At 61.9% G+C, this 23,085-nt stretch carries 22 protein-coding genes, 1 tRNA gene and 2 riboswitches; of the genes, 12 read left to right on the forward strand and 11 right to left on the reverse strand.

Going from position 1 to position 23,085, the window contains the following annotated elements; genetic code table 11:
• Positions 1-191: 191 nt before the first annotated feature.
• Positions 192-1,112 carry an FkbM family methyltransferase gene (locus VHD36_00610; GenBank protein ID HVU85790.1) on the forward strand — a complete coding sequence of 307 codons (921 nt, stop codon included), beginning with the start codon at positions 192-194 and terminating at the stop codon, positions 1,110-1,112.
• A gap of 165 nt (positions 1,113-1,277) precedes the next feature.
• Here VHD36_00610 and VHD36_00615 read toward each other — a convergent pair.
• From VHD36_00615 to rho, 4 genes are all read right to left on the reverse strand, one after another.
• Positions 1,278-1,359, reverse strand: a tRNA-Ser gene (locus VHD36_00615).
• A 201-nt stretch (positions 1,360-1,560) separates the two neighbouring features.
• Entirely contained in the window at positions 1,561-3,252 is a 1,692-nt protein-coding gene (locus VHD36_00620) for a hypothetical protein (protein ID HVU85791.1), read from the reverse strand.
• Positions 3,253-3,432: 180 nt separating this feature from the next.
• A complete protein-coding gene (locus tag VHD36_00625) occupies positions 3,433-4,698 on the reverse strand; it encodes an SGNH/GDSL hydrolase family protein (GenBank protein ID HVU85792.1) in 1,266 nt (421 codons plus the stop codon).
• A 205-nt stretch (positions 4,699-4,903) separates the two neighbouring features.
• Positions 4,904-6,196 carry a transcription termination factor Rho gene (rho, locus tag VHD36_00630; protein HVU85793.1) on the reverse strand — a complete coding sequence of 431 codons (1,293 nt, stop codon included), beginning with the start codon at positions 6,194-6,196 and terminating at the stop codon, positions 4,904-4,906.
• 871 nt (positions 6,197-7,067) lie between these two features.
• On the opposite strand from rho, the gene VHD36_00635 reads away from it, so the two are divergent.
• Entirely contained in the window at positions 7,068-8,159 is a 1,092-nt protein-coding gene (locus tag VHD36_00635) for a thioredoxin family protein (protein HVU85794.1), read from the forward strand.
• A gap of 81 nt (positions 8,160-8,240) precedes the next feature.
• On the opposite strand, the gene glpK is transcribed toward VHD36_00635, so the two are convergent.
• The 3 genes from glpK to hemQ all read right to left on the reverse strand — a co-directional run bounded on the left by glpK (position 8,241) and on the right by hemQ (position 12,070).
• The gene (gene glpK / locus VHD36_00640; GenBank protein HVU85795.1) at positions 8,241-9,734 is read right to left on the reverse strand and encodes a glycerol kinase GlpK; all 1,494 of its coding nucleotides are present in this window, start codon (positions 9,732-9,734) and stop codon (positions 8,241-8,243) included.
• Between the two features lie 113 nt (positions 9,735-9,847).
• Entirely contained in the window at positions 9,848-11,128 is a 1,281-nt protein-coding gene (locus tag VHD36_00645) for a Gfo/Idh/MocA family oxidoreductase (GenBank protein HVU85796.1), read from the reverse strand.
• A gap of 96 nt (positions 11,129-11,224) precedes the next feature.
• Positions 11,225-12,070, reverse strand: coding sequence for a hydrogen peroxide-dependent heme synthase (hemQ, locus tag VHD36_00650; protein HVU85797.1), 846 nt, complete (start codon positions 12,068-12,070; stop codon positions 11,225-11,227).
• 106 nt (positions 12,071-12,176) lie between these two features.
• On the opposite strand from hemQ, the gene VHD36_00655 reads away from it, so the two are divergent.
• From VHD36_00655 to VHD36_00680, 6 genes are all read left to right on the forward strand, one after another.
• A complete protein-coding gene (locus VHD36_00655; GenBank protein HVU85798.1) occupies positions 12,177-12,599 on the forward strand; it encodes a hypothetical protein in 423 nt (140 codons plus the stop codon).
• Between the two features lie 81 nt (positions 12,600-12,680).
• Positions 12,681-12,907, forward strand: a riboswitch (cobalamin riboswitch).
• A 195-nt stretch (positions 12,908-13,102) separates the two neighbouring features.
• Complete coding sequence (locus VHD36_00660; GenBank protein HVU85799.1) at positions 13,103-14,218, forward strand: DUF4465 domain-containing protein; 1,116 nt, start codon at positions 13,103-13,105, stop codon at positions 14,216-14,218.
• 46 nt (positions 14,219-14,264) lie between these two features.
• Positions 14,265-14,473, forward strand: a riboswitch (cobalamin riboswitch).
• A 208-nt stretch (positions 14,474-14,681) separates the two neighbouring features.
• Entirely contained in the window at positions 14,682-15,527 is an 846-nt protein-coding gene (locus tag VHD36_00665) for a DUF1559 domain-containing protein (protein HVU85800.1), read from the forward strand.
• Between the two features lie 64 nt (positions 15,528-15,591).
• Positions 15,592-16,524 carry a DUF4465 domain-containing protein gene (locus tag VHD36_00670; protein ID HVU85801.1) on the forward strand — a complete coding sequence of 311 codons (933 nt, stop codon included), beginning with the start codon at positions 15,592-15,594 and terminating at the stop codon, positions 16,522-16,524.
• Positions 16,525-16,592: 68 nt separating this feature from the next.
• Positions 16,593-17,462, forward strand: coding sequence for a hypothetical protein (locus tag VHD36_00675; GenBank protein ID HVU85802.1), 870 nt, complete (start codon positions 16,593-16,595; stop codon positions 17,460-17,462).
• Between the two features lie 154 nt (positions 17,463-17,616).
• Entirely contained in the window at positions 17,617-17,868 is a 252-nt protein-coding gene (locus tag VHD36_00680) for a hypothetical protein (protein ID HVU85803.1), read from the forward strand.
• Positions 17,869-17,896: 28 nt separating this feature from the next.
• Here the strand turns inward: VHD36_00680 and VHD36_00685 are convergent, their stop codons facing one another.
• The 3 genes from VHD36_00685 to proC form a co-directional block, all read right to left on the reverse strand.
• A complete protein-coding gene (locus VHD36_00685; protein ID HVU85804.1) occupies positions 17,897-18,379 on the reverse strand; it encodes a hypothetical protein in 483 nt (160 codons plus the stop codon).
• A 115-nt stretch (positions 18,380-18,494) separates the two neighbouring features.
• Positions 18,495-18,728, reverse strand: a complete 234-nt coding sequence (locus VHD36_00690) for a hypothetical protein (protein ID HVU85805.1) — start codon at positions 18,726-18,728, stop codon at positions 18,495-18,497.
• A 153-nt stretch (positions 18,729-18,881) separates the two neighbouring features.
• Positions 18,882-19,712 carry a pyrroline-5-carboxylate reductase gene (proC, locus tag VHD36_00695; GenBank protein ID HVU85806.1) on the reverse strand — a complete coding sequence of 277 codons (831 nt, stop codon included), beginning with the start codon at positions 19,710-19,712 and terminating at the stop codon, positions 18,882-18,884.
• A 365-nt stretch (positions 19,713-20,077) separates the two neighbouring features.
• Between proC and VHD36_00700 the strand changes: the two genes are divergently transcribed.
• From VHD36_00700 to surE, 3 genes are all read left to right on the forward strand, one after another.
• Positions 20,078-20,461 carry a hypothetical protein gene (locus VHD36_00700; protein HVU85807.1) on the forward strand — a complete coding sequence of 128 codons (384 nt, stop codon included), beginning with the start codon at positions 20,078-20,080 and terminating at the stop codon, positions 20,459-20,461.
• A 183-nt stretch (positions 20,462-20,644) separates the two neighbouring features.
• Complete coding sequence (locus tag VHD36_00705) at positions 20,645-21,193, forward strand: GNAT family protein (GenBank protein HVU85808.1); 549 nt, start codon at positions 20,645-20,647, stop codon at positions 21,191-21,193.
• A gap of 51 nt (positions 21,194-21,244) precedes the next feature.
• Positions 21,245-21,967 (forward strand): 5'/3'-nucleotidase SurE, encoded by a 723-nt coding sequence (gene surE, locus VHD36_00710; GenBank protein ID HVU85809.1) that lies wholly within the window; start codon positions 21,245-21,247, stop codon positions 21,965-21,967.
• Here surE and VHD36_00715 read toward each other — a convergent pair.
• Positions 21,960-22,193: a carbon storage regulator gene (locus VHD36_00715; GenBank protein ID HVU85810.1), complete on the reverse strand. Its 234-nt coding sequence runs from the start codon at positions 22,191-22,193 to the stop codon at positions 21,960-21,962. The genes surE and VHD36_00715 overlap by 8 nt on opposite strands.
• Positions 22,194-22,522: 329 nt before the next feature.
• Between VHD36_00715 and VHD36_00720 the strand changes: the two genes are divergently transcribed.
• Positions 22,523-22,948, forward strand: a complete 426-nt coding sequence (locus VHD36_00720; GenBank protein HVU85811.1) for an NUDIX hydrolase — start codon at positions 22,523-22,525, stop codon at positions 22,946-22,948.
• Positions 22,949-23,085: the final 137 nt, after the last annotated feature.

Raw genomic sequence — 23,085 nt, forward strand, 5'->3', positions numbered from 1 at the left:
CTGGTTCACCATAGGCGACACGATGCGCCGGAGTCTCGAAACAGCGACGCGGCGCGAGTTCCTTTCTCGCCGCCGCCCCCTCCTGCCGCAACCTAATATTCTTCTGGTCGCGCAAGCGGGTAACGATTCTGACCGAGTCGAGCGGCCGCGCTATCGAATCACACACCGCTCCCGAACAAGAGACTTTGCCGATGAGCCAGTTGCTGAATCGCCTTTTGACCAAAGCTCGCGCCATTCGACGCTCGCAATGCCACCGGGACACGCTGGCCGGCTTGGGAGCCGAGTTCACGTGCGATCCGGGCCGGCCGGGGGCCGAACTGGTCACGGTGCGCGGCCTGACCTTTTCGATCAAAAGCGAAGAAGATCTGTTCATCCTCACCGAGATCTTCGATCACCAGTGCTACAACTTCAGCACGACGGGCGAGACGGTCGTCATCGACATCGGTATGAATATCGGTGTCGCCAGCTTGTTCTTTGCCTCCGATCCGAACGTTTGCCGGGTTTTCAGCTTCGAGCCGTTTCGCCGCACTTATGAACTAGCGTGCGCCAACCTGCGCTGGAATCCGGCGTATGCGGCGAAGATCACGACCAAGAATTTCGGCCTGGCCGATCGCGACGGCGTCGAAGAACTGCCGTACATCGAAGAACGCAAAGGCAGCGTGGGTATCAATGGGCTGCCGCGCAGCTTCACGCCCGCGCGTCAGGACCTGCACATGGAACGGATCGAGTTGTGCGAGGCGGCAACCGTGCTACGGCCGATTTTCGCCGACTATCCCGAGGCCCAGATCGTCTTGAAGATCGACTGCGAGGGCTCGGAGTACGGCATCTTCAAGAACCTGGACGCCGCCGGCCTGCTGGGCCGTTTCCAGGCGATCATGCTCGAATGGCACAATCACGGTCCGCATCCCCTGCGGGAAACGCTGGAGAAGCATGGCTTTTCGGTGTTCACTTTCGGCGATCAGCCGAGTGCGACCGGCATGCTGTACGCGATCAACGTGCGGGCAGCACAGCGGCGCGCCGATCGGGCGACCGATACGCGCTCGACTCTTTGCCCGATGGACGCATCGCTCGATGCGGCGCTCGTAAACGTGGCCGAGCTGGCAAAGTTGTAAGCGGCATCGCAAAACCGTGAGCCGATGTCGCGGCGAGTCGACGCATGATCGGCGGCCCAAACGTCAATGAGCCGCCTCGCTATGAAGAGTGCACTGTGTCAATCACGAAGCGCCGCCGCAGGCACGATTCTTCCTGGTACTTGCGACGGCATCAGTGAAGACAAGCGGAGGGCACGGGATTCGAACCCGCAACCGGTTGCCCGGCACCACATTTCCAGTGTGGCCGCTAGCCATTCGCTTACCCTCCGAAAGCTTGGAAATTTTAGCTCATGAAGCGCCTTGGAACCACCGCCCTGCGGCCGGATCGATGGCCGACCTTGGCGCACCCGTTCTCGCACGCCGGCTGGCGGCCTCTACAGTCAGCAGGAGCCGACCTTCGGCGGTGGCGGAGGCGTGGCGCCGACGCAACCTCCGTTGGAACCTCCGTTGGACCTGCGCCCGGAGATCATCATCGATTCGGAATCCGGGTGCGCGGTGGCTGGACCGGGGCGGTACTGGGCCGGCGATGCAACCGTTCCTGGATCGCGGCGCGGTTTTGCGCTCGCTCCACGGCGCGTTCGTGAGCTGCCAGTTGGCGAATACGAGCGACCTCTTGCTTGATCTCGGCGCTAATGATCTTCAGCCGGTTTCCGTACTCGCGCGCCTTTTGCTCATTGGCGGCCGAGACCTGATGGCCCATGGTCTGTAGCGCCAACGTGTTGTGCTCGTGTTCCTTAGCAGTCAACTCGGGCAGCACTCGTTGCGCCGACGGTTTGTCAACGATCGAGCGGAGCATATTCCGCAGGCTCTCGCCGCTGGCGACCAGTTTTTGCAGCATTCCGAGCGTTTCTTCGTCCTTGGCAAATCCAGGGGCAGCGCTGGCCGGGCCGGGGGTTGCGGTCGGCACCCCGGGTACCGCCGCTTGTGGCGGCGCCGTCGGCGCGGGCGGCCGGGGGGCCAAGGCCTGTTCGCCCGCGGTGGGGGCGTTAGGAATTCCCGGGCTTTGGCCGGCGACGGCGTCTGAACGATTCTTCGTTGCGAACCCGCCACCGCTTTTCGCCTCGTACGTGTAGACGATGCGGCCGATGCCTGATCCGAACCCGAGCACGAAGGCCAGCGACCAGAGCGGTACCACTCGCTCGAGATTCCATCGGCCCGCGTTGCGCGCGCAAACGACCAGCGCCGCGAGAGCACTAAAGATGGATATTAAGATAAGAATCGCGCCGAGAACCAGCAGCAGCGACGGCTGGGTCGCCCCCCTGCCGGCGAGCGCAAACCCGATCCCCACGAAGTACAAGGAAAAGGCAGCGGCAAAGAATAGCGCCAACGTCAGGCTGCCGTTCCGAGCCATGCGCACCAACGAAAAAAAATAACAGGCCAGGAAGGCAATGTTCGTAATCGGCACCATCACGTTCAAAACGTGGCCGAGGCCGCCTTGCAAGTAGGCGTAAGCCAACACGCACACCGCCACGAGCGCATATACAACGGCGACAATCCCGAGCACCTGGTCGACGAATTCCGTGGATCCCGATCGGCGCGACGACCGTAAGCGGCCGTTCGCCGGCAGCCGCGCGGCCGGCGCCAAGGGCCCGCTGGGTAAGCTCAAGTCGAAGGTCGCCTGGCCATCGCCGTCCTCAAGCGCCGAAAGAAAATCGTCTCGCGGACGCTGCGGCGCGGAAATCGTCGGTTCGACGCGCGCCGCTGCGCGTGCAGTCGCCGATCCGCGCTCCTCAGCGGCCCGAGGCCGAGACGTGGACGCCGCCGGCGACGGCGCGACGCGCTTGCGCGATCGGTCCGCCGCGGACGAATCCGACTTTATGCGAAACACCTGGCTGCAGCGCTTGCAACGCACGCGCTTGCCGGCCGCCTCGGGGCGGAAGTCCGCGCGATGGCCGCAACCCGGACAACGCACCGATTGCCATTCTTGGGCGGCCGGTTGTTTTGGCGCGATGGGATCCTGCCGGTGCGCTGCCGATGGTTCCGGCGGGCGAACTTCCTGGCGTGGGGCCGCCGCGGGGACGCGCACCGGCGCGCTACAGTGTGGGCACTTCACCCGCAATCCGGCATAGCGCTCGGAGGCGTTGAAGCTCGATCCACACCCCTTGCAGTCGACGACCATCGCCACGCCTGCCCCGCCTGAAACGCCAAGCTGCCGGCCCATGCCACAAGCAAGATTCTAAACCGCGTGGCAGCGGCTCAAAAGATGGCAGCACGTTTTTCGCGGAATCCAAGCAAAACGACGCCCAGCCAGAGGGCTGTTAGCAATGCCGAGGCCACCGCGGCGGGCACAATGTGCAACCGCGCCGGCAAGCGCGGTTTCCAGTGCGGCGCGACGGAAAATCTATTGCTCGGCCCGTGTCGGCCGCCGCGTGATGTACACGGCCGAGCGTTTCAGAAGCTCGTGGTACACGGCTTCGGCGGCTACGTCGTTACCGCGGTCGTTCAGGTGGCCGAATGCGTCGTAGTGCAGCCACTCCTCGACGGCCGCTTGCGAATGATGCGGGGCGCTTGCGCGAAATTCATCGGTCATCAAGACCAGAGGCACACCCAGTCGACGGGCGATGGCCGTGAGCCTCTTGTCGGGATAGCGCGGATCGATCGGCAACTCGGCCGTGGCCTCGACCTGCTGCCAGGCATCGTCGTAGATCTGCAGCCCGGCCGGTATGGCCGCGATGAGAAACTCGACTCCGTCGGCGGCCACTTCCTGGTGCATGGCGGCGAGCAATTTCTCAGTGACGCGCCAAGCGTATTGCAGCGTGTCGTCGGGCTCGGAGCAAAAGACGCCCAGTCCGCCCGAGTCGACGGTCGTCGTCTCATGCCCCGCGCGCGCGGCCAGCTGCATGGCCTGGCCACGAAGGTTGTTGATGGCTCGCTGCGTCATATCCTTCTGCCAGACGTAAAAGCGGCTGTGGCGATTGAGCCACGAGGTCAAGGCCGCGCGGCCGGGTAGTAGCGGAACCTGTACGAGTTGGTCGTCGGCACCCACTTCGAAATAGATGCGGCCGCGGTTGCTGGTCAGGCGACTGCAGTTGTCGCCGAAGTCGTTGTTCACGCAGAAGGCGCACACCACGACGTCGGGATGGTATTTGCGCACGATCTCGCGGTACAGAACCAGCTCCTGACCGGTGCTCGATCCCGAGACGCCGAAATTAAGGATCTCGAACCGGGGGTCGGCCGCCGACCCATTGAGTCGCTCACCCAGGCGATTAACCAGCGTCTTTTCCTCTTCGGTCGCAATGGCAGCGATCATCGAGTCGCCGACGATCGCTACGCGGCACACGTCAGGTCGTTTATCGTAGGGCCAATCGGGCCCGCGCATCCCTTCGCGGTTGAATCGCAAGAACACTTCACGACTCGATTCGGGCACAAAGACCGAGCCGCTGAAGTGCGGGCAGAAGGTCATGCCCACCACGGGGTCATTGACCAAGAGCGGCGGCACGACGTGCGTGAACAAGCGCGTCGCCCCTTCCAGCATGAGCAGCACCAGCACGCACGCTCCGCAAAGTAGCGCCATTTTCGGCAGCAGCTTTCGCACACGCGGTTTGCCCCCCGCACAGCGCGGCGGCGACGGCGCAGCGTGATCGCGATCGGAAGGGGAGACGCCCATTCCCGTATCCTGCTGAATGTTGGAGAAGCCGGGAAGTGAACCGCAAAGGGAACGCCCGAACGGGCGCAGGCGGAGCTTTTAGCACAAGGACCGAATCCGCGGCAAGGGCAGTGCGCGCGAATCCAGGCAAAACGGAGGATTAGCGGCGCCCCAACGACCGACCGACGGCTTCCCGGCGCGAACGCGGCGTTAGCCGCGAAACGCCTTAATCGGCCACGCGCGAGCCGGCGATAAGGGCAATGAAATCCTTGTTCGATTTGAACTTGCCCAATTGCTTCGTGAGCTGCTCCATGGCATCGACATGGTGCATCGTCGACAACGTGCGCCGCAACATGGTCACGGCGTGCAGCGTGTCAGGCTCGAGCAGCTTTTCCTCGCGCCGCGTGCCGGACTGCGAGATATCGATCGCGGGCCACACGCGGCGGTCGGCCAGCTTGCGATCGAGCACCAGCTCCATGTTGCCGGTCCCCTTGAACTCCTGGAAGATCAGCTCGTCCATGCGGCTGCCGGTGTCGACCAGCGCCGTGGCCACGATCGTGAGCGAGCCCCCTTCTTCGAAGACGCGGGCCGTGGCGAACAGCTTCTTGGGAATGTCGAGCGCCTTGATATCGACGCCGCCCGACATGGTGCGGCCGGTATTACCCACCCACTTATTGAAGGCGCGGGCCATGCGCGTGATCGAGTCCATGAGCAGGAACACGTCCTGCCCCATTTCCACCAGTCGCTTGCAGCGCTCGACGACCAGTTGCGACAGCCGCACGTGGCTTTCCACGTCCCGATCGAGACTGCTGGCGATGACTTCGCCCTGCACGCTGCGCCGCATATCGGTGACTTCTTCCGGACGCTCGTCGACCAGCAAAACAAAGAGCTTGACGCTGGGATAATTGGCCGAGATCGCCTGGCTGATCTGCTGCAAGAGGATCGTTTTGCCGGTGCGCGGCGGGGCCACGATCAAGGCCCGTTGCCCCTTGCCCAGCGGAGTGAGCAGATCCATGACGCGCGGGCTGAGCGGTTGCGCGCCGGTTTCCAGCCGCAGCCATGATTCGGGATTGATCGGCGTGAGCGCGTCGAAGCTCTTGACCAGCGGATAATCCTCGGGCTTCATCCCGTCGATATCGAGGATTTCCTTCAGCCGCGGCCCTTCCTGCTTACGGCTGTGCTGGACCATGCCGTTGATCATCACCCCCTCGCGGAGATGATACTTGTCGATCATGGTCCCGGGAACGAAAGGATCGGTCCGTTCGCGTTGATAGTTGTTGTTCGGATCGCGGAGGAAGCCGTAGCCATTGGGGTGCAATTCCAGCACGCCGGCGGCCGGCTCGAGAGGGATCGGCTCGCCATTATCCGGCTGCTCGGGAGCTGGGTAGTAGGGGCGTTCGCCCCCTGGGGGCCGAGGGCGGTGTCCGCCGCGACCGCGATGGCCGTTGTTGTGGAAGTGTCCTCCGCCTCCGCCGCCCCCCTGTCGTCCTCGACCGCGGCCACGCTTCTTTTTGCTCATGTCTCACCCAGGAATAGAACGCTAGAACGGCGCACGGAGCATCATCACATCGATCAGAAACGCGCGCAATTCGAGCGGCATGTTTGGCAAACACCAAACTCACAGAATGGACCGCCGGAACGCTGGCCGCGAGGACTCAAAACGCTGTCCGCGAGGACCTGCGATTCCGCATCGACCCTTGACCCAGAAGTCAATTTCCCCCACGTTGCTGCTCACAAACGCGTGCTAAGCGTTGCGTGCCGAACGAGACGAAAATCGTGTAAACCAACGCGGCAAGTCACTCTGCCACCGTGCCGTTTTACCAGTGCTTATACCCAATGCAGGTATCGTGCCACGGGTGTGCCCAATGCTGGGCGCGTGCAAAGCGAGCGCCTGGAACTCGTGTACGGATGGCCTACTGAAGAAGCGCCCGTCTTCCAGACTGGGAAACTGAGCGGCCTCGATCATAAGGCCCGATTCGCTCCTCCCCGAGATCAAAACCTCAGGTATCGGGGAGGCGGCTCGCGATTCAACCGGCTCGCGAGCTTCGAAGCGCCTGTTACTTTACTCGCCAGCCGCTGGTTTTGGCCAATTGCTGGCGGTCAGGTAGCTTCTTGAACTATGGCAATCTTAGTCATGGGTGCCGTTATGTCAAGCGATCTGGAGGCGAAATCTCCGGGGAATCCTGGCTCCGCGGGCGGGTTATAGCATCCTGGCCGAGCCCCTTCGACCGCCTCGGAAAACGGGAGCATACCCCATCCTTCCCGGTAATCGGCCTGACTGGCGCAATCACTTTATTTTCTACGATCTGAATGATGCGAATGGCCGATAACTATTGGCACGCCGCAACTCGGGTTTTGCGCGGCGGTTATCCCTGGCGAGGAATTCGGCCATGCTTGCGGTGCGCTGCTGGCGATCGGCGTTGTTGGCTTTGGCCTTCTGTTCCCCGTGCCTGGCGGCACCGGGCGGCTTCACTTGGGAATCGGACCTGGAAGCTGCCAAGCAGGCCGCCGCCCGCACCAACCGACTGGTTCTCGTGCACTTTGGCGCTCCCTGGTGCCAGCCGTGCCAGCAGCTCGAACGCGACGTCTTCAGCCAGCCGGGATTCGGCAACGACCTGAAAGCGCAATTCGTCGGCGTGAAGCTCAACTACGATTCGTTTCCCGCCACCGCACGGCAGTACGGCGTGCAGTCGATTCCCACGGACGTGATCATCACGCCGCAAGGACAATTGATCGAGCGCGTGCAAAGCCCTTTGACCGCCGCAGAATATTCGGCGGCCGTGACGCGCGTCGCCGCGATCGCACGTGGCGGCCAACCCATGCCGCCTGGCGCGGCTGCCCATGTTGCCGGCGTTGCACCAGGCGCGCCTCCCGGCAACCCGACCAGTGGCGGCCGCTATTCCGATTACTTCAATCGGCCCGCGTCGCCGCCGATGGATCCGACGAACAATCCTTACGTGAATAACGCGCAGCAACCGCCGGCCGCGCCGGCCGCAACTGCGCCGCAAGAATTTGCCGCCGGTCCGCAGTTGACCAGCCAACCTGGCGCGCCGCCGGCGCCGAGCGCTCCGCCCCCCGGCGGCAACGTCCGGCCCGCCGCGCAGATGGCGGTCGCGCCGCAACTTCCCCCCGGCAATGCGCCGCTGGGTCTCGACGGTTTTTGTCCCGTCTCATTGTCGGAAAAGCACGTGTGGGTGGCGGGTGATCTGCGCTTCGGCATGCAGCATCATGGCCGCACTTACTTATTCGCCGGCCCCGAAGAGCAGCAAAAGTTTCAGGCCAATCCCGATCGGTTCAGCCCCGTGATGTCGGGCGATGATCCCGTGCTGGCTCTCGACCAGGGGCAACACGTTCCCGGCAGCCGCATGTACGGCGTTTCTTACGCCGAGCACGTGTACCTGTTCACCAGCGAACAGACGCTGCAGATTTTCCAGCAAAACCCCAAGCGGTACGCCGCTGAAGCCGTACAAGCGCGGCACTAAGATACGCCGTTCCGTCTCGGGGACGCGCCGTGCTTTTTCTCCGCAGGTGAATAAGCATGCCCAAGGAGCGTCGAGCGCGGCTCAGTGCTCCTGCCAATTCTGCGAGCGGGTGACTGCCTTTTGCCAGCCGGCGTAGATTCGGTTGCGTTCGTCGGGCGTTAAGGTCGGCTCGAATTCTCGCTCGAGCGCCCAATTGCGCGACACGTCGGCCGCGTCTTTCCAAAAGCCCACGGCCAGGCCGGCCAGATACGCCGCCCCCAGCGCCGTGGTTTCCGAGACAACGGGCCGGCGCACTTTGGCGCCCAGAACGTCGGCCTGAAATTGCATGAGGGCGTTGTTGACGCTCGCGCCGCCGTCGACCTTCAACTCTTTCAACGCGACGCCGGCATCCTTTTGCATGGCTTCGAGCAGGTCGCGCGATTGATAGGCCATCGACTCGACCGCCGCCCGCGCGATGTGCGCCGCCGTCGTTCCGCGGGTGAGACCCAGGATCGCGCCGCGGGCGTAGGGATCCCAGTACGGCGCCCCCAAGCCCACGAAGGCCGGCACGAAATAAACGCCGCCGGCATCCGGCACCGACGCGGCCAAGGGCTCGACGTCGCTCGACGTTTCGATCACGCCCAGCCCGTCGCGCAGCCATTGCACGACGGCGCCAGCAATGAATACCGATCCTTCGAGGCAATAGGTCACCTTGCCGCCGATGCTCCAGCCGATGGTCGTCAGCAAATTATTCTTTGAAGCGACCGCCTTGTTGCCCGTGTTCAACAGCATGAAGCAGCCGGTGCCGTAGGTATTCTTTGCGGCACCGACTTCGAAACAGGCCTGGCCGAACGTGGCGGCTTGCTGGTCTCCGGCGTTACCCGCTATGGCGATCGGCGCGCCGAAGATCTCCGGGCTCGTTTCGCCGTAATGTTCCGACGAGCCGAGCACTTGCGGCAGCATCCGCCGCGGAATGTCGAGGATGCGCAGCAGCTCATCATCCCAATCGAGCGTGTGAATGTTGAAAATCAGGGTTCGGCTGGCGTTGCTCGCGTCGGTCGCATGCACGCGGCCGCCGGTCAATCGCCAGATCAGATACGTGTCGACGGTGCCGAACAGGATTTCGCCGGCTTCAGCCCGGGCGCGCAAGCCCGGGATCGTGTCGAGCAAATACTTGATTTTTGAGCCAGAGAAGTACGCGTCGATGACCAGACCCGTTTTCTTCCGAAAGGTATCGGTCAGCCCATCCGCTTTCAGGCGGTCGCAGATATCGGCCGAGATGCGGCTTTGCCAGACGATCGCGTTGGCCACAGGCCGGCCCGTGGCGCGTTCCCACAAGATCGTTGTTTCGCGCTGATTGGTGATGCCCATTGCGGCAATGTCGCGTGGCTCGGCTTGTGCCGCGGCCAGCGCACCGCGCGCCACATCGAGTTGCGACGACCAGATCGCTTCGGGATCGTGTTCGACGTGCCCTGGGCGCGGCAGGATTTGCTCGAATTCCTCTTGCGAACTGGCGACGATGCGCCCGTCGTGCCCAAAGACGATCGCCCGGCTGGAAGTCGTCCCCTGATCGAGCGCCAACACATATTTTCCCATACGGATCTCCGCCTTATTTCAAAACGAAAAGCGCGTGCCGCCGAATCGCCCCGCTGAAGAATTGGCCCTCAGGATACCGGCCGGCACGGCGAAAAACGACAGCCGGCGCGGCTTCACACGGCCGGCAGAATCCACGGCGCGCGGTATTCGCGTCCGAGCAGGGCGTTGGCTTCCGCATCGGCCGCGGCGAACTTGCCGGACACCGCGTCCCAGGCCAGCTTGCGTCCCAGCCGCTGCGAAATGTTGCCGATGTGGCACAAAGCAGCGCTCGTGCGGCCGACGTCGATATCGGCGGTCAACTGCGCGTCGCCGTGGATTGCGTCGAGCCAGTTGCGCTGGTGTTCCGGCTCGTAGCTGGTGTTTCCCTCGAAGCCCGGCTTCGGCGGCTCCTTGGGGCGATGGATCGACCAGGTTCGGCCGTCGGTCGTGACGACGCCCTCGGCGCCGTGAAACTCGACGCCAAAGGTCGAGCCGTTCATGCCGTACGGGCTCCAGGTGCGATGCTCCCACATCAGGGTCAGGCCTGGGTATTCGTAGCACACAACCTGCGTGTCGGGCGTGACCTGGTCGTCGTCGAAGAATTGCTTCGCGCCGCTCGACACGACCGACGTCGGCATGTCGACGCCCAAACCCCAGCGGGCCAGGTCGAGGCCATGTACGCCGTTATTGCCTAACTCGCCGGTACCGTATTGCCAGAACCAATGCCAGCGATAGTGAAAGTGATTGCGATTGAACGGCCGCGCGGGCGCGGGTCCCAGCCACAGATCGTAATCGACCCCGGCCGGCGTAGCCTCGTCCGTGGCGTGACCGATGTTCTCGCGTCGCGAGGTGATCCAGCTGCGCGCGAAATGCAGCTTGCCGACACCGCCCGACTGTAGAAAGTCGACCATCGCTTTCATCGAAGCGCTGCTGCGGCGCTGCGTGTCGACCTGTACGAGCCGGCTGTGTTTCCGCGCCGCGGCGAGCATGCGCTCGCCCTCGATGACATTGTGCGAGCACGGCTTCTCGACCAGCACGTGCTTGCCGGCGGCGCAGGCATGAATCGTTGCCAGGGCGTGCCAATGGTCGGGCGTGGCAATCACCAGGCCGTCGACGGCGCGATCATCGAGGATGCGGCGAAAGTCGGTTACCGTCTGCGGTGTGCGCTGCTGCGTCTTGGCCACGGCTTCGAGCGTCGGGCCGATCGCGCCCTGATCCACATCGCAAAGGTAGGCAATATCGACGTCGGGCTGGCCAGCCAGGACGGTGGCCAGCGCCCTGCCACGGCCGTTGATGCCCATCACGCCCAGCGTAATCCGCTCGTTCGCGCTGCGTGCGGCGCGGAGCACGCGCGGCGCTAAAGTCGTCGCGGCGAGAGCCGCGGTACCCGTTGCCAGAAACGCGCGACGGTGCATGGGTAGGTTCGTCGTCATGGCTTCATGGCCTCTCGTGCGAAAGCTGTCGGAAAAACGCAGAACCTCTCCGCCGAGGTTCATTGCGTCGTACCACGCTCAACCATCGCCGCCCACCCGGCAATGGTCGAGCATCTTCGTGGGCGTGGTCACGTAGCTGGTATAGAACGGGCCGAACTCGGCGTACCGTGCGCTCGCCTCGTCGAAACGCATCGTGTAGACGATCTCTTTGAGGAATTCCGGGCGGCGCGCCCACAGTGTGACGCCCCATTCCCAATCGTCGAGCCCGACCGACACGGTGATCAACTGCGTGACACGACCGCCGAATTTCATGCCGCTGCGGGCGTGCTCGGACATCAGCCGGCTGCGTTCGGGAAAATCGAGCGTGAACCAATTCTCGCCCACCTTGCGTTTCTTGTTCATCGGGTAGAAGCACGTGTTCGGCCAAGGAGGCAAGTCGGGCGTCAATCGCTGCCGGCGCATCATCTCTTCGCGCGACTCGTAAGCCTTCAGCTTGGCCTTGTAAGCGGGGCCGTTGGGGTCTTCTCCCTCGGCGACGAGACGCTGACCATATTGCTCGACCGAGGGAACGTATTCCGACACTTCGGTCATCGACACGAACGAATAGGTCGGCACCACCGCGCGCCCTAGCGGACTGGCCAACAGCCGCTCATGCAGCCCATCGACCACCAGCGGGTCGGGATCGAGCACCATCAGGGCGAAGTCCGCCTTGTGGCCGGCGACGATCGACGTTTGCAACCGCGCCGGCGCGCCAGGAGCCTCAGGGTTCAAGATCGTGGCCAACGTCACGCGGCCATTCTTGATCTCGGCCGGCGTCATGGCGGCCAGCGCCGCGCGATCGAAACGATAATACAAATGGCTGCAATGCCAGCCTTCGCTGGGTTGCAAGGAAATTTCCGCGTTCTCGGCCGGAGCGTGACTCATGCGTGCGAATGATCCTGGGCAGGGGTAAGATCGGTCGTAGACGATTCCTATCTGCGCATATCCCGCGGCGATGGTCAACCGGGTAACTGGCTGAGGGATCGGCACAATGCTAAAGCCCTCGTCGTTCGTGAAGTGGCTGTTTTCGAGGCCCGACCGCCCGTTGACTGTTGGCGAAATCGTTGGCTGGTGGGAGATGCGCCGGCTCGCCTTTAATCTTGTCTTTTTTGGGTATGGGCTAATTTGCTTTATCGTGTTCCTGGCTGCGCTCTCAAGCAGCGGGCATCTTGCGCCAGGAGAGGATGCGGTTGAGCCGCTTGCGATACCATTCACGGTGTTGGCGAGCAACGTTCTATATACATTGGGTTGGATCGTTGAAACCATCGCTCGCGTCGTCTTCCGCACGCTCACGCCGCGACTCGGTCCTGTTCTTTTCGGATTTGGCCTCGGCTTCTCGATGCTCGTGCTCTCGGTCCCGGCGACGATCTGGACGGCCGTCCGGTTACTGCAACTTGCGGGAGTGATGGCATAGCGCGACGCATCATGGTTGTCCGCCGAGAGCGGCGATTCGCGAACGTTGCTGCTTGACGATCTTGGCCGGCGTTGCTAATCTTCGCGGCTGACGTGCGTTGGTGGTCGGCCGCGTGTTCCGTGGCCGACAAACAGGGAACCCGGTGCAATTCCGGGACGGCCCCGCCGCTGTGACCGAGCGACGCAGGCTGGCCCCCTCGAAAAGCCATTGCCGCTGCGACGTGCCTGACCGGCACGCCGCAGAAGGCGAGAAGGCAGGGCCAGCCAAGCTCGGGAGTCAGAAGACCTACCAACGCGTTACTGGTCTGTTGCTCTGCGAGGGCGGAGCCGGCCGAACGTTGGCTTTCTTCATAGGACCCGCACAAGGTCTCCCAGCGCGCGGTAACGCGCATGAGATTTTCTCAGTGTCCCTCGCGCGGGAACATCGGATTCCGGATCAACGGCGTCCTTCGGACGGTTCACGCAATGTTTAATACGCCCGCCTTCTGGCCCCTTTCTTACACCGTGGCGTTCTTCGTCATCGCACTCGGTCAGCCCGCCGCGGCCGAAGTTGTCGATTTCAACGATATCTCGCTCGCGAATGCCAACCCTTCGTACGTGCCGGGCACAAACATCGTCACCGGTTACTATTTCAACGGACCGACGGCGAATTCCGTGCCAAGCACGGACCCCTACGGTGATCCGACGCTCGATGGAACGTTCGCAGTCGGGTCGCCGGCGAGCATCGAGCTAAGCAATTCTTACGTGCCATCGTCCGATCCCTCTTCTGCAAGTTGGAGCGGATTTGCGATCTCGAACGTGAACGATCCAAACGACGCTGGCTATCTGAATCAATACGCCGCAGTTACGGGAGTTGGGGCAGGTCCAGGCGTGGGGGGCAATCCGGACAACTATGCCGTCGATTTCGGCTATCTCGATCAAAAAGCCAACGGCGCACAATCGTTCAACTTCGATCCGAGCAATCCCACGCAGTTGGCGATGCTGCCGCATGTGCAATTGCCCGCTGGATACCAGATCCAAAGCATGGACGTGACGAATACCACTTACGCAGTTATGTCCATGCTCAACGGCGACCAGTTCGCGAAGCAATTTGGCCCGGGCGATTTTTTTGAGCTGAGTGTTTACGGCACAAATGCGGCGGGACAGGTCCTGCCGAACTCCGTCAACTTTTATCTTGCAGATTTTCTAAATGGCGCGAGTAGCATCGTAGAAAACTGGACAACTTTAGATCTGTCGTCGCTCAGTGCCGCATCGACGCTGTATTTCAACCTGTCGTCGTCGGACGTAGGAGCATTCGGCATGAATACGCCCGGTTACTTTGCGCTCGATAATGTTCACATTGCGGCGACGCAAACGCTCGCCGGAGACGCGAATGGCGATGGTATCGTGAATTCGCAAGACCTCGCGCTCGTTTCATCCAGCTGGTTGCAGACGGGCAGCGACTTGGCAGCAGATGTTAATCACGATGGCATCGTTAATTCGCAGGACCTTGCTTTGATCAGTTCGAACTGGTTGGCAAGTTCGAACATGACGTTCACGGCACCCGAGCCCGCTGCATGTGGCTTGGCCGCGATTGGCTGCTTTGTATTTGTTGTCTATTGTCAGTTGAGAAGAGATTGAATGATTTATTCGTCAGTCCATTGACAGCTCGCCTGTCGTGGCTAAAATCCCGACTAGTTGCTTTGGTGATCGTGGCTTTTTTCAAAAGCTTCGACCAACAGGGAATCCGGTGAGAACCCGGAACGGCCCCGCCGCTGTAATGAGCGTAAAGGGCGACCCACTCTAAGCCATTGTCGGCGTCGCGTAGCGAGGCCGACGAGAAGGCGGGTCGCACTGCTCAGAGTCAGAAGACCTACCAAGGCAGGTTTTGTAAGCGTTCCTCGAGGGAAGGGCGCTGCATAAGTGGGTCGGTGGCGCCATGGCGCCACCACGGAGAACGCTAATCCAGCGAGCCCTCTGTAGCGACGTTGCACTATTGGTACTTGCGCCGTTGAACGTCCTTCGGAATGTTGTTCCCTCGTGACGTTGCGCGCCGTATTGACAGTCGCTCGCTTACAAGCCCGCTTGGACTGCGCGCCTTGGCATGCGAATTACGCGAAGCGGATTAACGCTCGTCGAAGTGCTGGTGGTCATTGCGATCATTGGCATTCTGATTGCGATCCTCCTCCCAGCGGTCCAAATGGCGAGAGAAGCGGCGCGCCGCGCCCAGTGCCAAAACAATCTCAAGCAAATGGGCATCGCGCTGCAAACGTATCACGACACGTGGAAGGTTTTCCCTCGTGGATCGTGGCCGGTTACTGGCAACAACCTGAGCTGGAGCGCATCGATCCTGCCGCAACTGGAGCAGCAAGCCCTCTTCAATCTGATTAATCAAAACGCTCCTTTCTACGACCCCACAAACTTCTCGGCGGGGCAGACCGTGTTGCCGGTGTTCATTTGCCCGACGTCGCCCAAAGACACGCTCTTCCGCCAGTGCCCTGGCCCAGTGCCCGCGACGACGCCGATGTACGCCCGCAGCGATTACGGCGCCATGGACGGTGAACGCGGGTTACGAGCGTCAAATGCGACCAACAACCCGGAACGTGGACCCATGATCTACGTAGCCAACATCGGAATTGTCGACATAACAGACGGCCTATCACAAACCGTGCAGATCGCCGAAGCGCCAGAGGGGATCAAGTCGATCTGGATGGACGTCAGAAACTACTACGACCAGTCGGGACCGATCAATGCTCCTGCGACCACCGATCCGCAGTACGTCTTTTTAGACTTTGGCCAAGAGATCAACAGCTACCACGTCGGTGGTGCGTTTGCGTTGTTAGCTGACGGCTCTGCTCACTTCCTGGCGCAGACGATGAGCAATGGCACGTTGGCGGCCTTGTGCTCCCGCGCCGGTGGCGACGTCGTTGGTGCTGATGGACCGTTTTAGAACCTTTCCGGCGGACGCTCGTGGTGAGATGTCCGCGAACTACACCCTCCTGAGGAATTGCTTCATGTTGAGCAAACGAGTGACCAACGCCTGTGCCTACTCCGCCGTGCTTCTGGCAATATCGGTTGGCGGATCGGCGAAATCAGAGGTCATCGACTTCAACGATGTCTCGGTCACTAAGCCGTCCTATAGGCCAGATGGCACGACCGTCACGGGCTACTATTTCAACGGCCCGGCAGCGAATGCCCAGCCCGGCATGGACCCTTACGGCGATCCAACACAAGACGGCACCATCCCATCGGGATCACCTGCTATCGAATTGAGTAACTCGTACGTCCCCTCCTTCGATAGCTGGAGCGGATTTGCGGTCTCGAACGTCAATGACACAACCGATCCCGGCTACACGAACCAATTCGCGGCGATAACCGGTGTTGGTGCCGGGCCAGGCGTCGGCGGCAATCCCGACAACTATGCCGTCGACTTTGGCTACGTCGATCAGCTGAATCCGAGGGATCCGACGCAGCTCGCGATGTTGCCGAATATCCAGATTCCCGCGGGGTACAAGATCGATAATTTCGACGTCACAAACACGACGTATGCCGCGCTCTCTATGGAATACGGCGATCAGTTTGCCAAAAAGTTTGGGCCGGGCGACTTTTTCGAATTGAGTGTTTATGGAACCAACGCGTCGGGCCAGCTGCTTCCGGACTCCGTCAACTTCTACTTGGCGAATTTTCTAAACGGATCGAGCTATATCATCCAGAATTGGACGTCGGTTGACCTTTCCGCGCTGAGTGGCGCAAGCACGCTCTACTTCAACCTATCGTCGTCGGACGTGGGTGTCTTTGGCATGAACACGCCGGGGTACTTCGCGCTCGATAACGTCCAGATCTCGCGTGTACCCGAACCCTCGACGTGCATGCTGCTTGGAATTGGGGCAGTCTCCTTTGTCGCGGTTCAGCGACGCCACAAACAGTACCGCCGATCGCCCGTTTGATATTGCTTTAAGTCGATCCTGTGCAGCTTTGCGTTCATGAATCTGAACAACGAAAGAGAGACTGACTAATGACAACACATTCGAACGAATACTCGGTACTAGCCGCAGCGATTGCTTTGCTGATCACCACATCAACGATCGCCGGCACGTACGACCCTCAGGTGGGTCAACCCGGCTCTCTCGGAATACCTGACACCAGCTCGTCGTTCACTGAGTGGGCGTCGAGCGTAGTATCTATTAATCGCGGCCCCGAAAATATCGCCAATCCCAGCCTTGGCTTGGCGTCCTTCGGTGACCCAACCAACGCCCTCGGATCACCCGTCGGTGCAAGCACAACGACTCGTGTTGTATCATTGGGAGACGGCGGCTCCATTACGCTCGGCTTCAATAAGCCAATCACGAATGGCCCCGGATCGGATTTCGCGGTCTTCGAAAACGGCTTTTTGTCGGGCGGAGTTGGCCAAGCCTTTCTGGAATTGGCAACCGTGGCCGTGTCATCCGACGGCGTCAACTTCTTTACGTTCCCAGCGGTGTCCGAGACGCAAACGACTACTCAGGTTGGCGGCTTTGGCTTGCTTGATGCCAGCAATCTCTACGATTTGGCGGGCAAGTACATCGCCGGCTACGGAACCGGCTTCGATCTCAGTGAACTTGCCAATGTTTCACCGCTGCTGAACGTCAACGACATCACGCAGGTAAAAATCACCGACGTGGTGGGGTCGATTGATCCTCAATACGGGACCAAAGACTCGTTGGGCAATCTAATCAATGACCCGTGGACCACGCCGTTCAATTCGAGCGGCTTCGACTTGAATGCAGTCGGCGTGATCAACCAAGTCCCCGAGCCAACCGGTCTTGTGATTGGATTGACTGGGGCGGCATTGACCCTGGTCACACTTATTCGTCGAACGAGGCACGCGCCCAGCCGCCAAGAGTGATCTCTCGACGTGGCTAGCTGCCCATTCACAGCGAAATCTGACCCGCGACCGCGTGGCACATCGTCAGCCACGCGGTTGCGGCGGATTCGCAATCCTGCCAACTTCTGCCGAGCGGTGGTCGTCTTCGTATCGCAACTTCACGGCAGGCAACCTAGTGGACCACGCCTTGGGAAAACAATCGGAACTTGATAATTGGGCCGCCGACTTTTGTTCGTTCGTCAAGCGTCGGCTTAACGGTAGCCGTCCGAAGAAGGGCGAAATCACGGCGATTGCTTCGGAATATTGCATGGATCACCCGGAGAAATCTCCAAGTGGCTGGCGCAAACAATGGCAACGATATGGCCGCCTCTTCCTTGATGGCGACGAAAATCTAAAACGTCGCGATGGGGCCACCGACACGAAATGAACCGACGGTTCATCGCGACCAGACCCCCTTACATCAGCGAGCCCGATTGCGGGTCGATGCCGACGCCGCGCGTCAGCTCGACCAAAGCGTCGATCACCAAGAGGAGTGTGCTGGGGTCGAGCATGTCGTCCCCTTCCTCCGCCTCGGGATCGTTGACCATTTGTTCGAAGTGCATGACATCGAAGCGGGCATCGCATTGCGGCAAGAGCGCCAGCTTCGCCGGTTCGACGCCGTCGCCGGGGCGCAGCTCTTCGATAAGCGCCGCGACCTGCTCCTCGACGTCCTCTCCTTCCAGGTAGCTGATGTCGAGCGCGGCGAAATCATCGGGCGAGACGAGCGTCAGCGACTCGAACTTGCCGTCTTCATCCGCTTGCGTGTCGGACAACTGGTAGTGGCTCCCCAGCTTGCGGAGCAGGGCCTCGACCTTGGCGAGCGTGGGACGGTTGCCGGACGGGAAGAGCACGAAATACGTTTCGCGCCACTGAAAGCTTTCGGTGTCGAACGTCGTCATCGTGTTCTCCTGCCTGCAGAGTTTGCGGCGGCGGAACGTCTCGCGAGATGACGACTCACGCGGCGAGCGGGCCAGGAAACAGCGAGAGCGAACGGTCGGAGAGGCTGCACCACGGTCACTCCCAGTTGTCGCCGGGACCGGGGGGGCCGCCGGCCCATTCCTCGAGGGCTTTCAACAGGGCGTCCCGCTCTTCCATGTTTGCCCATACGACCTCTCCCTGCTCCAGCCGGACCTCGTAATCGCCTTCGCACTGGCAATCATCTTCGCCGCAGAAGTGAGGAGTTGCGGCCACCCAAATCACGCGGTAGAGGGGGACGTGCTTGTCGTCAATCAGGCAAAAAACGGACATTGTTCTGGCTTTCTGCCAACCTCCCTAACTCAGGGGTTCTCTACCTTCGTGTACCAAGGGCGACCCAGGGATTCGGTGATCCAGTATCCTTGGCGGGGAACGCGTTTGCACACGCTCGCGGCGTGCCCTGATCACGTTTCGCCGGCTATTGTGTCACACGCTCTTCGATTTTGACAGGGCCCCCAACTCCGTGCTGCGCCGCGTTGCCGCCTCGACGGCCGCGATCATGGCAGCCCGCGCGCCGGCCGCTTCGAGCGCCGCCAGGCCGGCAATCGTGGTGCCGCCGGGACTGGTGACGGCATCTTTGAGCGCTCCCGGATGCTCGCCGGTGGCCAGCACCATTTCCGCGGCGCCGCGAACCGTTTGCGCGGCCAAGGCCAGTGCGACGTCGCGCGGCAGTCCCATTTTCACGCCGCCGTCGCTGAGCGCCTCGATCAAGACGTATACGAACGCGGGTCCCGAACCGGACAGGCCGGTCACGGCATCCAGCAACGATTCGTCGACCCGCCGAGCAATGCCCACGGCGCCGAGCAGTTTATCGACGAGCGCGGCGTCCTCGGCGGTAGCATTCGGGGCAAGGCAGTAACCACTGGCTCCGCTGCCGACCAGGCAGGGCGTATTGGGCATCACGCGCACCAGGCGCGGCGCGTCACCAAGCCCCCCTGCAAGCGCGGCCAGCGGAACGCCGGCGGCGATCGAGATGACGAGATGTTCGCGTTTCGCGTGGCCGCGCAATTCGGCCAGCACCTGCGACATCTGCTGTGGCTTGACGGCCAGGAAGATTACGTCGGCGGCCGCGGCCACTTCGCGGTTGCTATCGGCGATGCGCCCACCCGTTTCGGTTGCGAATTGTTCGCGGGCAGTAGGGTAAGGATCGCTCGCCACGATGCGTTCGGCCGTGGCCAGGCCGGCTGAGAGGAAGCCTCGGGCCAGCGCCGTGGCCATGCGGCCGGCGCCGATGAATCCAAACCGAGGTTCTGCCATAGGTGGCTCTAAGAATTGATACCTAGGATCCGGCGAGGCCGAAATCGATCACACGCTAGCTTAGGTCGCCCGAGCCCTTTATGCCGGTCGCCGCCGGAGGGCTTTGCCGGCTTTGTGGACCGAAAAACCTCGTCCCATGCTACGCAAAATGGGGTGGAGGGACAATTGCGATGCCCATGCGTCAGCCGAGGTTGGTCCCGTCCGTTGCGACCGCGCGCAACCCGGCAAAGCCGGCTGGACCTGCAAGCCCGTTTTTGGGACACTCCGCACCCCCGAGCCAGTGCTTGCGGTGCATCGCACGGCGTTGGGGGCACCTTTCTCGATCGTTCGGATCCGACGTTCTCGTGCGTGGGAGATTCACAGCCGTGAATTGTTCTCGGTCGTTCCTTGCGCTTCCTCTCCTGGGCCTTGCACTGGCCGGTTGCCAGGCATTGTCTCCGGCCGACTCGCAATCGTTAGCTGCGCGCGGCGGCGAGGAGAAGACCGTGACGCGCGATGACGACACATTCACGGGGCGCTTGGAAACGAGCACGCGGCAACTCACTGAAACGGTGTCGAAGCCGCTCGATCCGACCTATTGGCAGCAAGAGCGGCAGAAGTCGCAGGCTGCGAAACGGCTCAAGCAACAGCAGGCCGCCGCCGCCAAGAAGCGGCAGAAGCGCTCGGCCTTCATGAACTGGCTGTTCCCCGAGCCCAAACAGCCGCGGACTCTTTCCGAATGGCTGTCGCAGGACCGTCCGGACAATTGATGCCCGTGGCGTGCGCGCCAGATTCTGGCTGCCGCTGACTGCGCGTCGAGAGGAAGCCCGCGCCTTGGTCGGCCGGCTTGTTGGCGTTCCCCAGCCAGGATCAAATGATCGCGCGGCCCAAGCCTTCGCGCAGCGCGATCCGCCGCGAACGCGGTTCGACATACGGATCTGACCGTAGCACCTATGCCTACGCATCTGGCCGATGATTCCCTGTGCTTGCGCATCCCGGTGGTTGCCGACGCGGCGGCTGCTGCTGAGGCGGTGCGCAGCTCGCTCGCGGAACTGATGCGCTGGACCTCCTGGTGCCATGCCGACTACGGAGAGGAGGACGTCGAACGACTGGTGCGCAGCGTCGCGGACGAGCGTTTTGAAGATCGCGCCTACAGTTTTTATATCCACGAATCGGACCCGGGGCGCATCCTGGGCGGCTGCGGCCTGTACCATGTCGATCGCTCGATCAACGCCGCCAGCCTCGGTTACTGGGTGCGCAGCGACGCCACGGGGCAAGGAATCGCCACGCGGGCGGCGCGGCTGCTGGCCCGCCATGGGTTTCGCGATCTCGACCTGGCGCGGATCGAGATCCTGGTCGCGCAGCAGAATCTCGCCAGTCAACGGGTCGCCGAGAAACTCGGCGCCGTGCGCGAAGGCCTCTTGCGCCGGCGACTGAAGGTCGAAGGAAACCTGGTCGATGCCGTGGCCTACTCATTGCTTCCCAGCGATCCGATCGTATAGGCCGGGCACCCCCTTTGGTCGATCGCGGCTGCGGCGGTTACGATTGGTAGCATGAAATTTCTGCTCACCAATGACGACGGCATCGACGCGGCCGGCCTCGCGGCGCTGGAAAAAGCAATCTCGACCCTGGGCGACTACGTAATCCTGGCGCCCGATCGACACCTTTCGGGCTGCGCCCACCAGACAACCACCGATCGCGGGTTGATCCTTTCGGAGCGCGATCATCGGCGCTACGCGCTCGATGGCACGCCCGTCGACTGTGCGCGGATCGGGCTGGGGCACCTCGCGCCGGATACGGACTGGGTGCTTTCCGGCATTAACGAGGGAGGGAACCTGGGGGCCGACCTCTACCGATCGGGCACCGTCGCCGCCGTGCGAGAAGCGGCGATGTTGGGAAAGCCGGGCATCGCCGTCTCACAATACCGCCGGCGCGACAGCGCGGCCGACTGGGACCGCGCTGCGCGCTGGACGGCGGATGTGGTGCGGTTGCTCCTGGCAAAACAAACCGACACCGGCGTCCTCTGGAACGTCAACCTGCCTGACCCGCTCTCCCCGACGATCTCCCCCGAGATTGTTTTCTGCGACATGGATCCCCATCCGCTTCCGGTCGGGTATCGCATGCTCGACGGGCGTTACCACTATGCCACCAACTACCACAATCGGCCGCGGGTCGCGGGGCATGACGTCGATGTTTGCTTTTCGGGCGCCATCGCCGTCACGCGCCTCGCCTTGCCCCCCCTCCTCGCGACGAAACCGCCGCGAGACGCTACTTAGCCGCGTGTACGTGGTGGTCGCTGGCCAACGGCACCGGGCTGACCTCGATGGCCGGCAACTCGGTCGGAGCATCTCGGAAGAATTCCAATTCGCCCCTGACGATGCGGACATTCGCCGGCGCCTCGATCCCGACGCTGACTCGACTTCCCACCACGCGGTTGACGACAATCGTGATGTTGTCACCAATCCTGATTCGTTCACCGGCCTTGCGACTGAGCACTAGCATCCTTGTCTCTCCTTACGAAACTGGCTCGTACGTATAGGGTCTAAAATGGCTGGCGCGGCCGGTTTGCCACGCTGGGAAAAGATAGAACGCAAAGCGGGTGCCAACCGGTGTGCCGGCGGACGGTTTGCCGGACCGCTTTAAAGAAAATGCCGGAAAAACAAGAGTCCGCCGGGCTTGCCTAACCGTTCCGTGGGCCAAAAAAGGGGTAAGCTGGCTGGGCCGAGCGTCCAGAATTGAGACGGCCGGGCCAAAATGAGATGCCAACCTGAGACGGGCCTGACCGCGACGCCGTTGGGTCGTTTCCCCTTTCCTACGCCAATCCCAACGATATGCAGCCCCTGTTTCCGCCCTCCGACCAACAGGCCTCGGCCGTCCCCTTTCGCCGCACCGAAAGCGGTTACGAAGTTTGCCTGATCACCTCGATCAGCAGCGGCCGCTGGGGGTTTCCGAAGGGGCTGATCGACCCCGGCGAAACCGCCCGTCAGACCGCCCTGAAAGAGGCACAAGAGGAAGCCGGGCTGCGCGGCAACATCGTCGGCGAGCCGCTCGGCGAATATCAATACGCCAAGTGGGGCGTCATGCTCACCGTCACCGTCTATCTCATGGAAGTGACCGCGGTCGAAGAGAGCTGGCTCGAAGCCGATCGCCGGCAGCGGCGCTGGGTCGCGATCGAATCGGCCGCGGCGATGCTCGATCGCAGGTACCTGGCGCGCATGTTGCGATTGGCCGTGGAGCGATTACGGTCCGAACGCTAGCAGCCTGTTGAAGAACTCAACGGGCTGCGACATCGCAGGGATGCGATGGCAAAATATCGACGTAAGTCGTTATTTTGCGAGCCGTGCGAAGCTTTGCTTCGCACTTGGCGAGGTTGAAAAAAGCCACGAGGGCTTTT

The organism is Pirellulales bacterium (assembly GCA_035546535.1).
Taxonomy (GTDB): domain Bacteria; phylum Planctomycetota; class Planctomycetia; order Pirellulales; family JACPPG01; genus JACPPG01.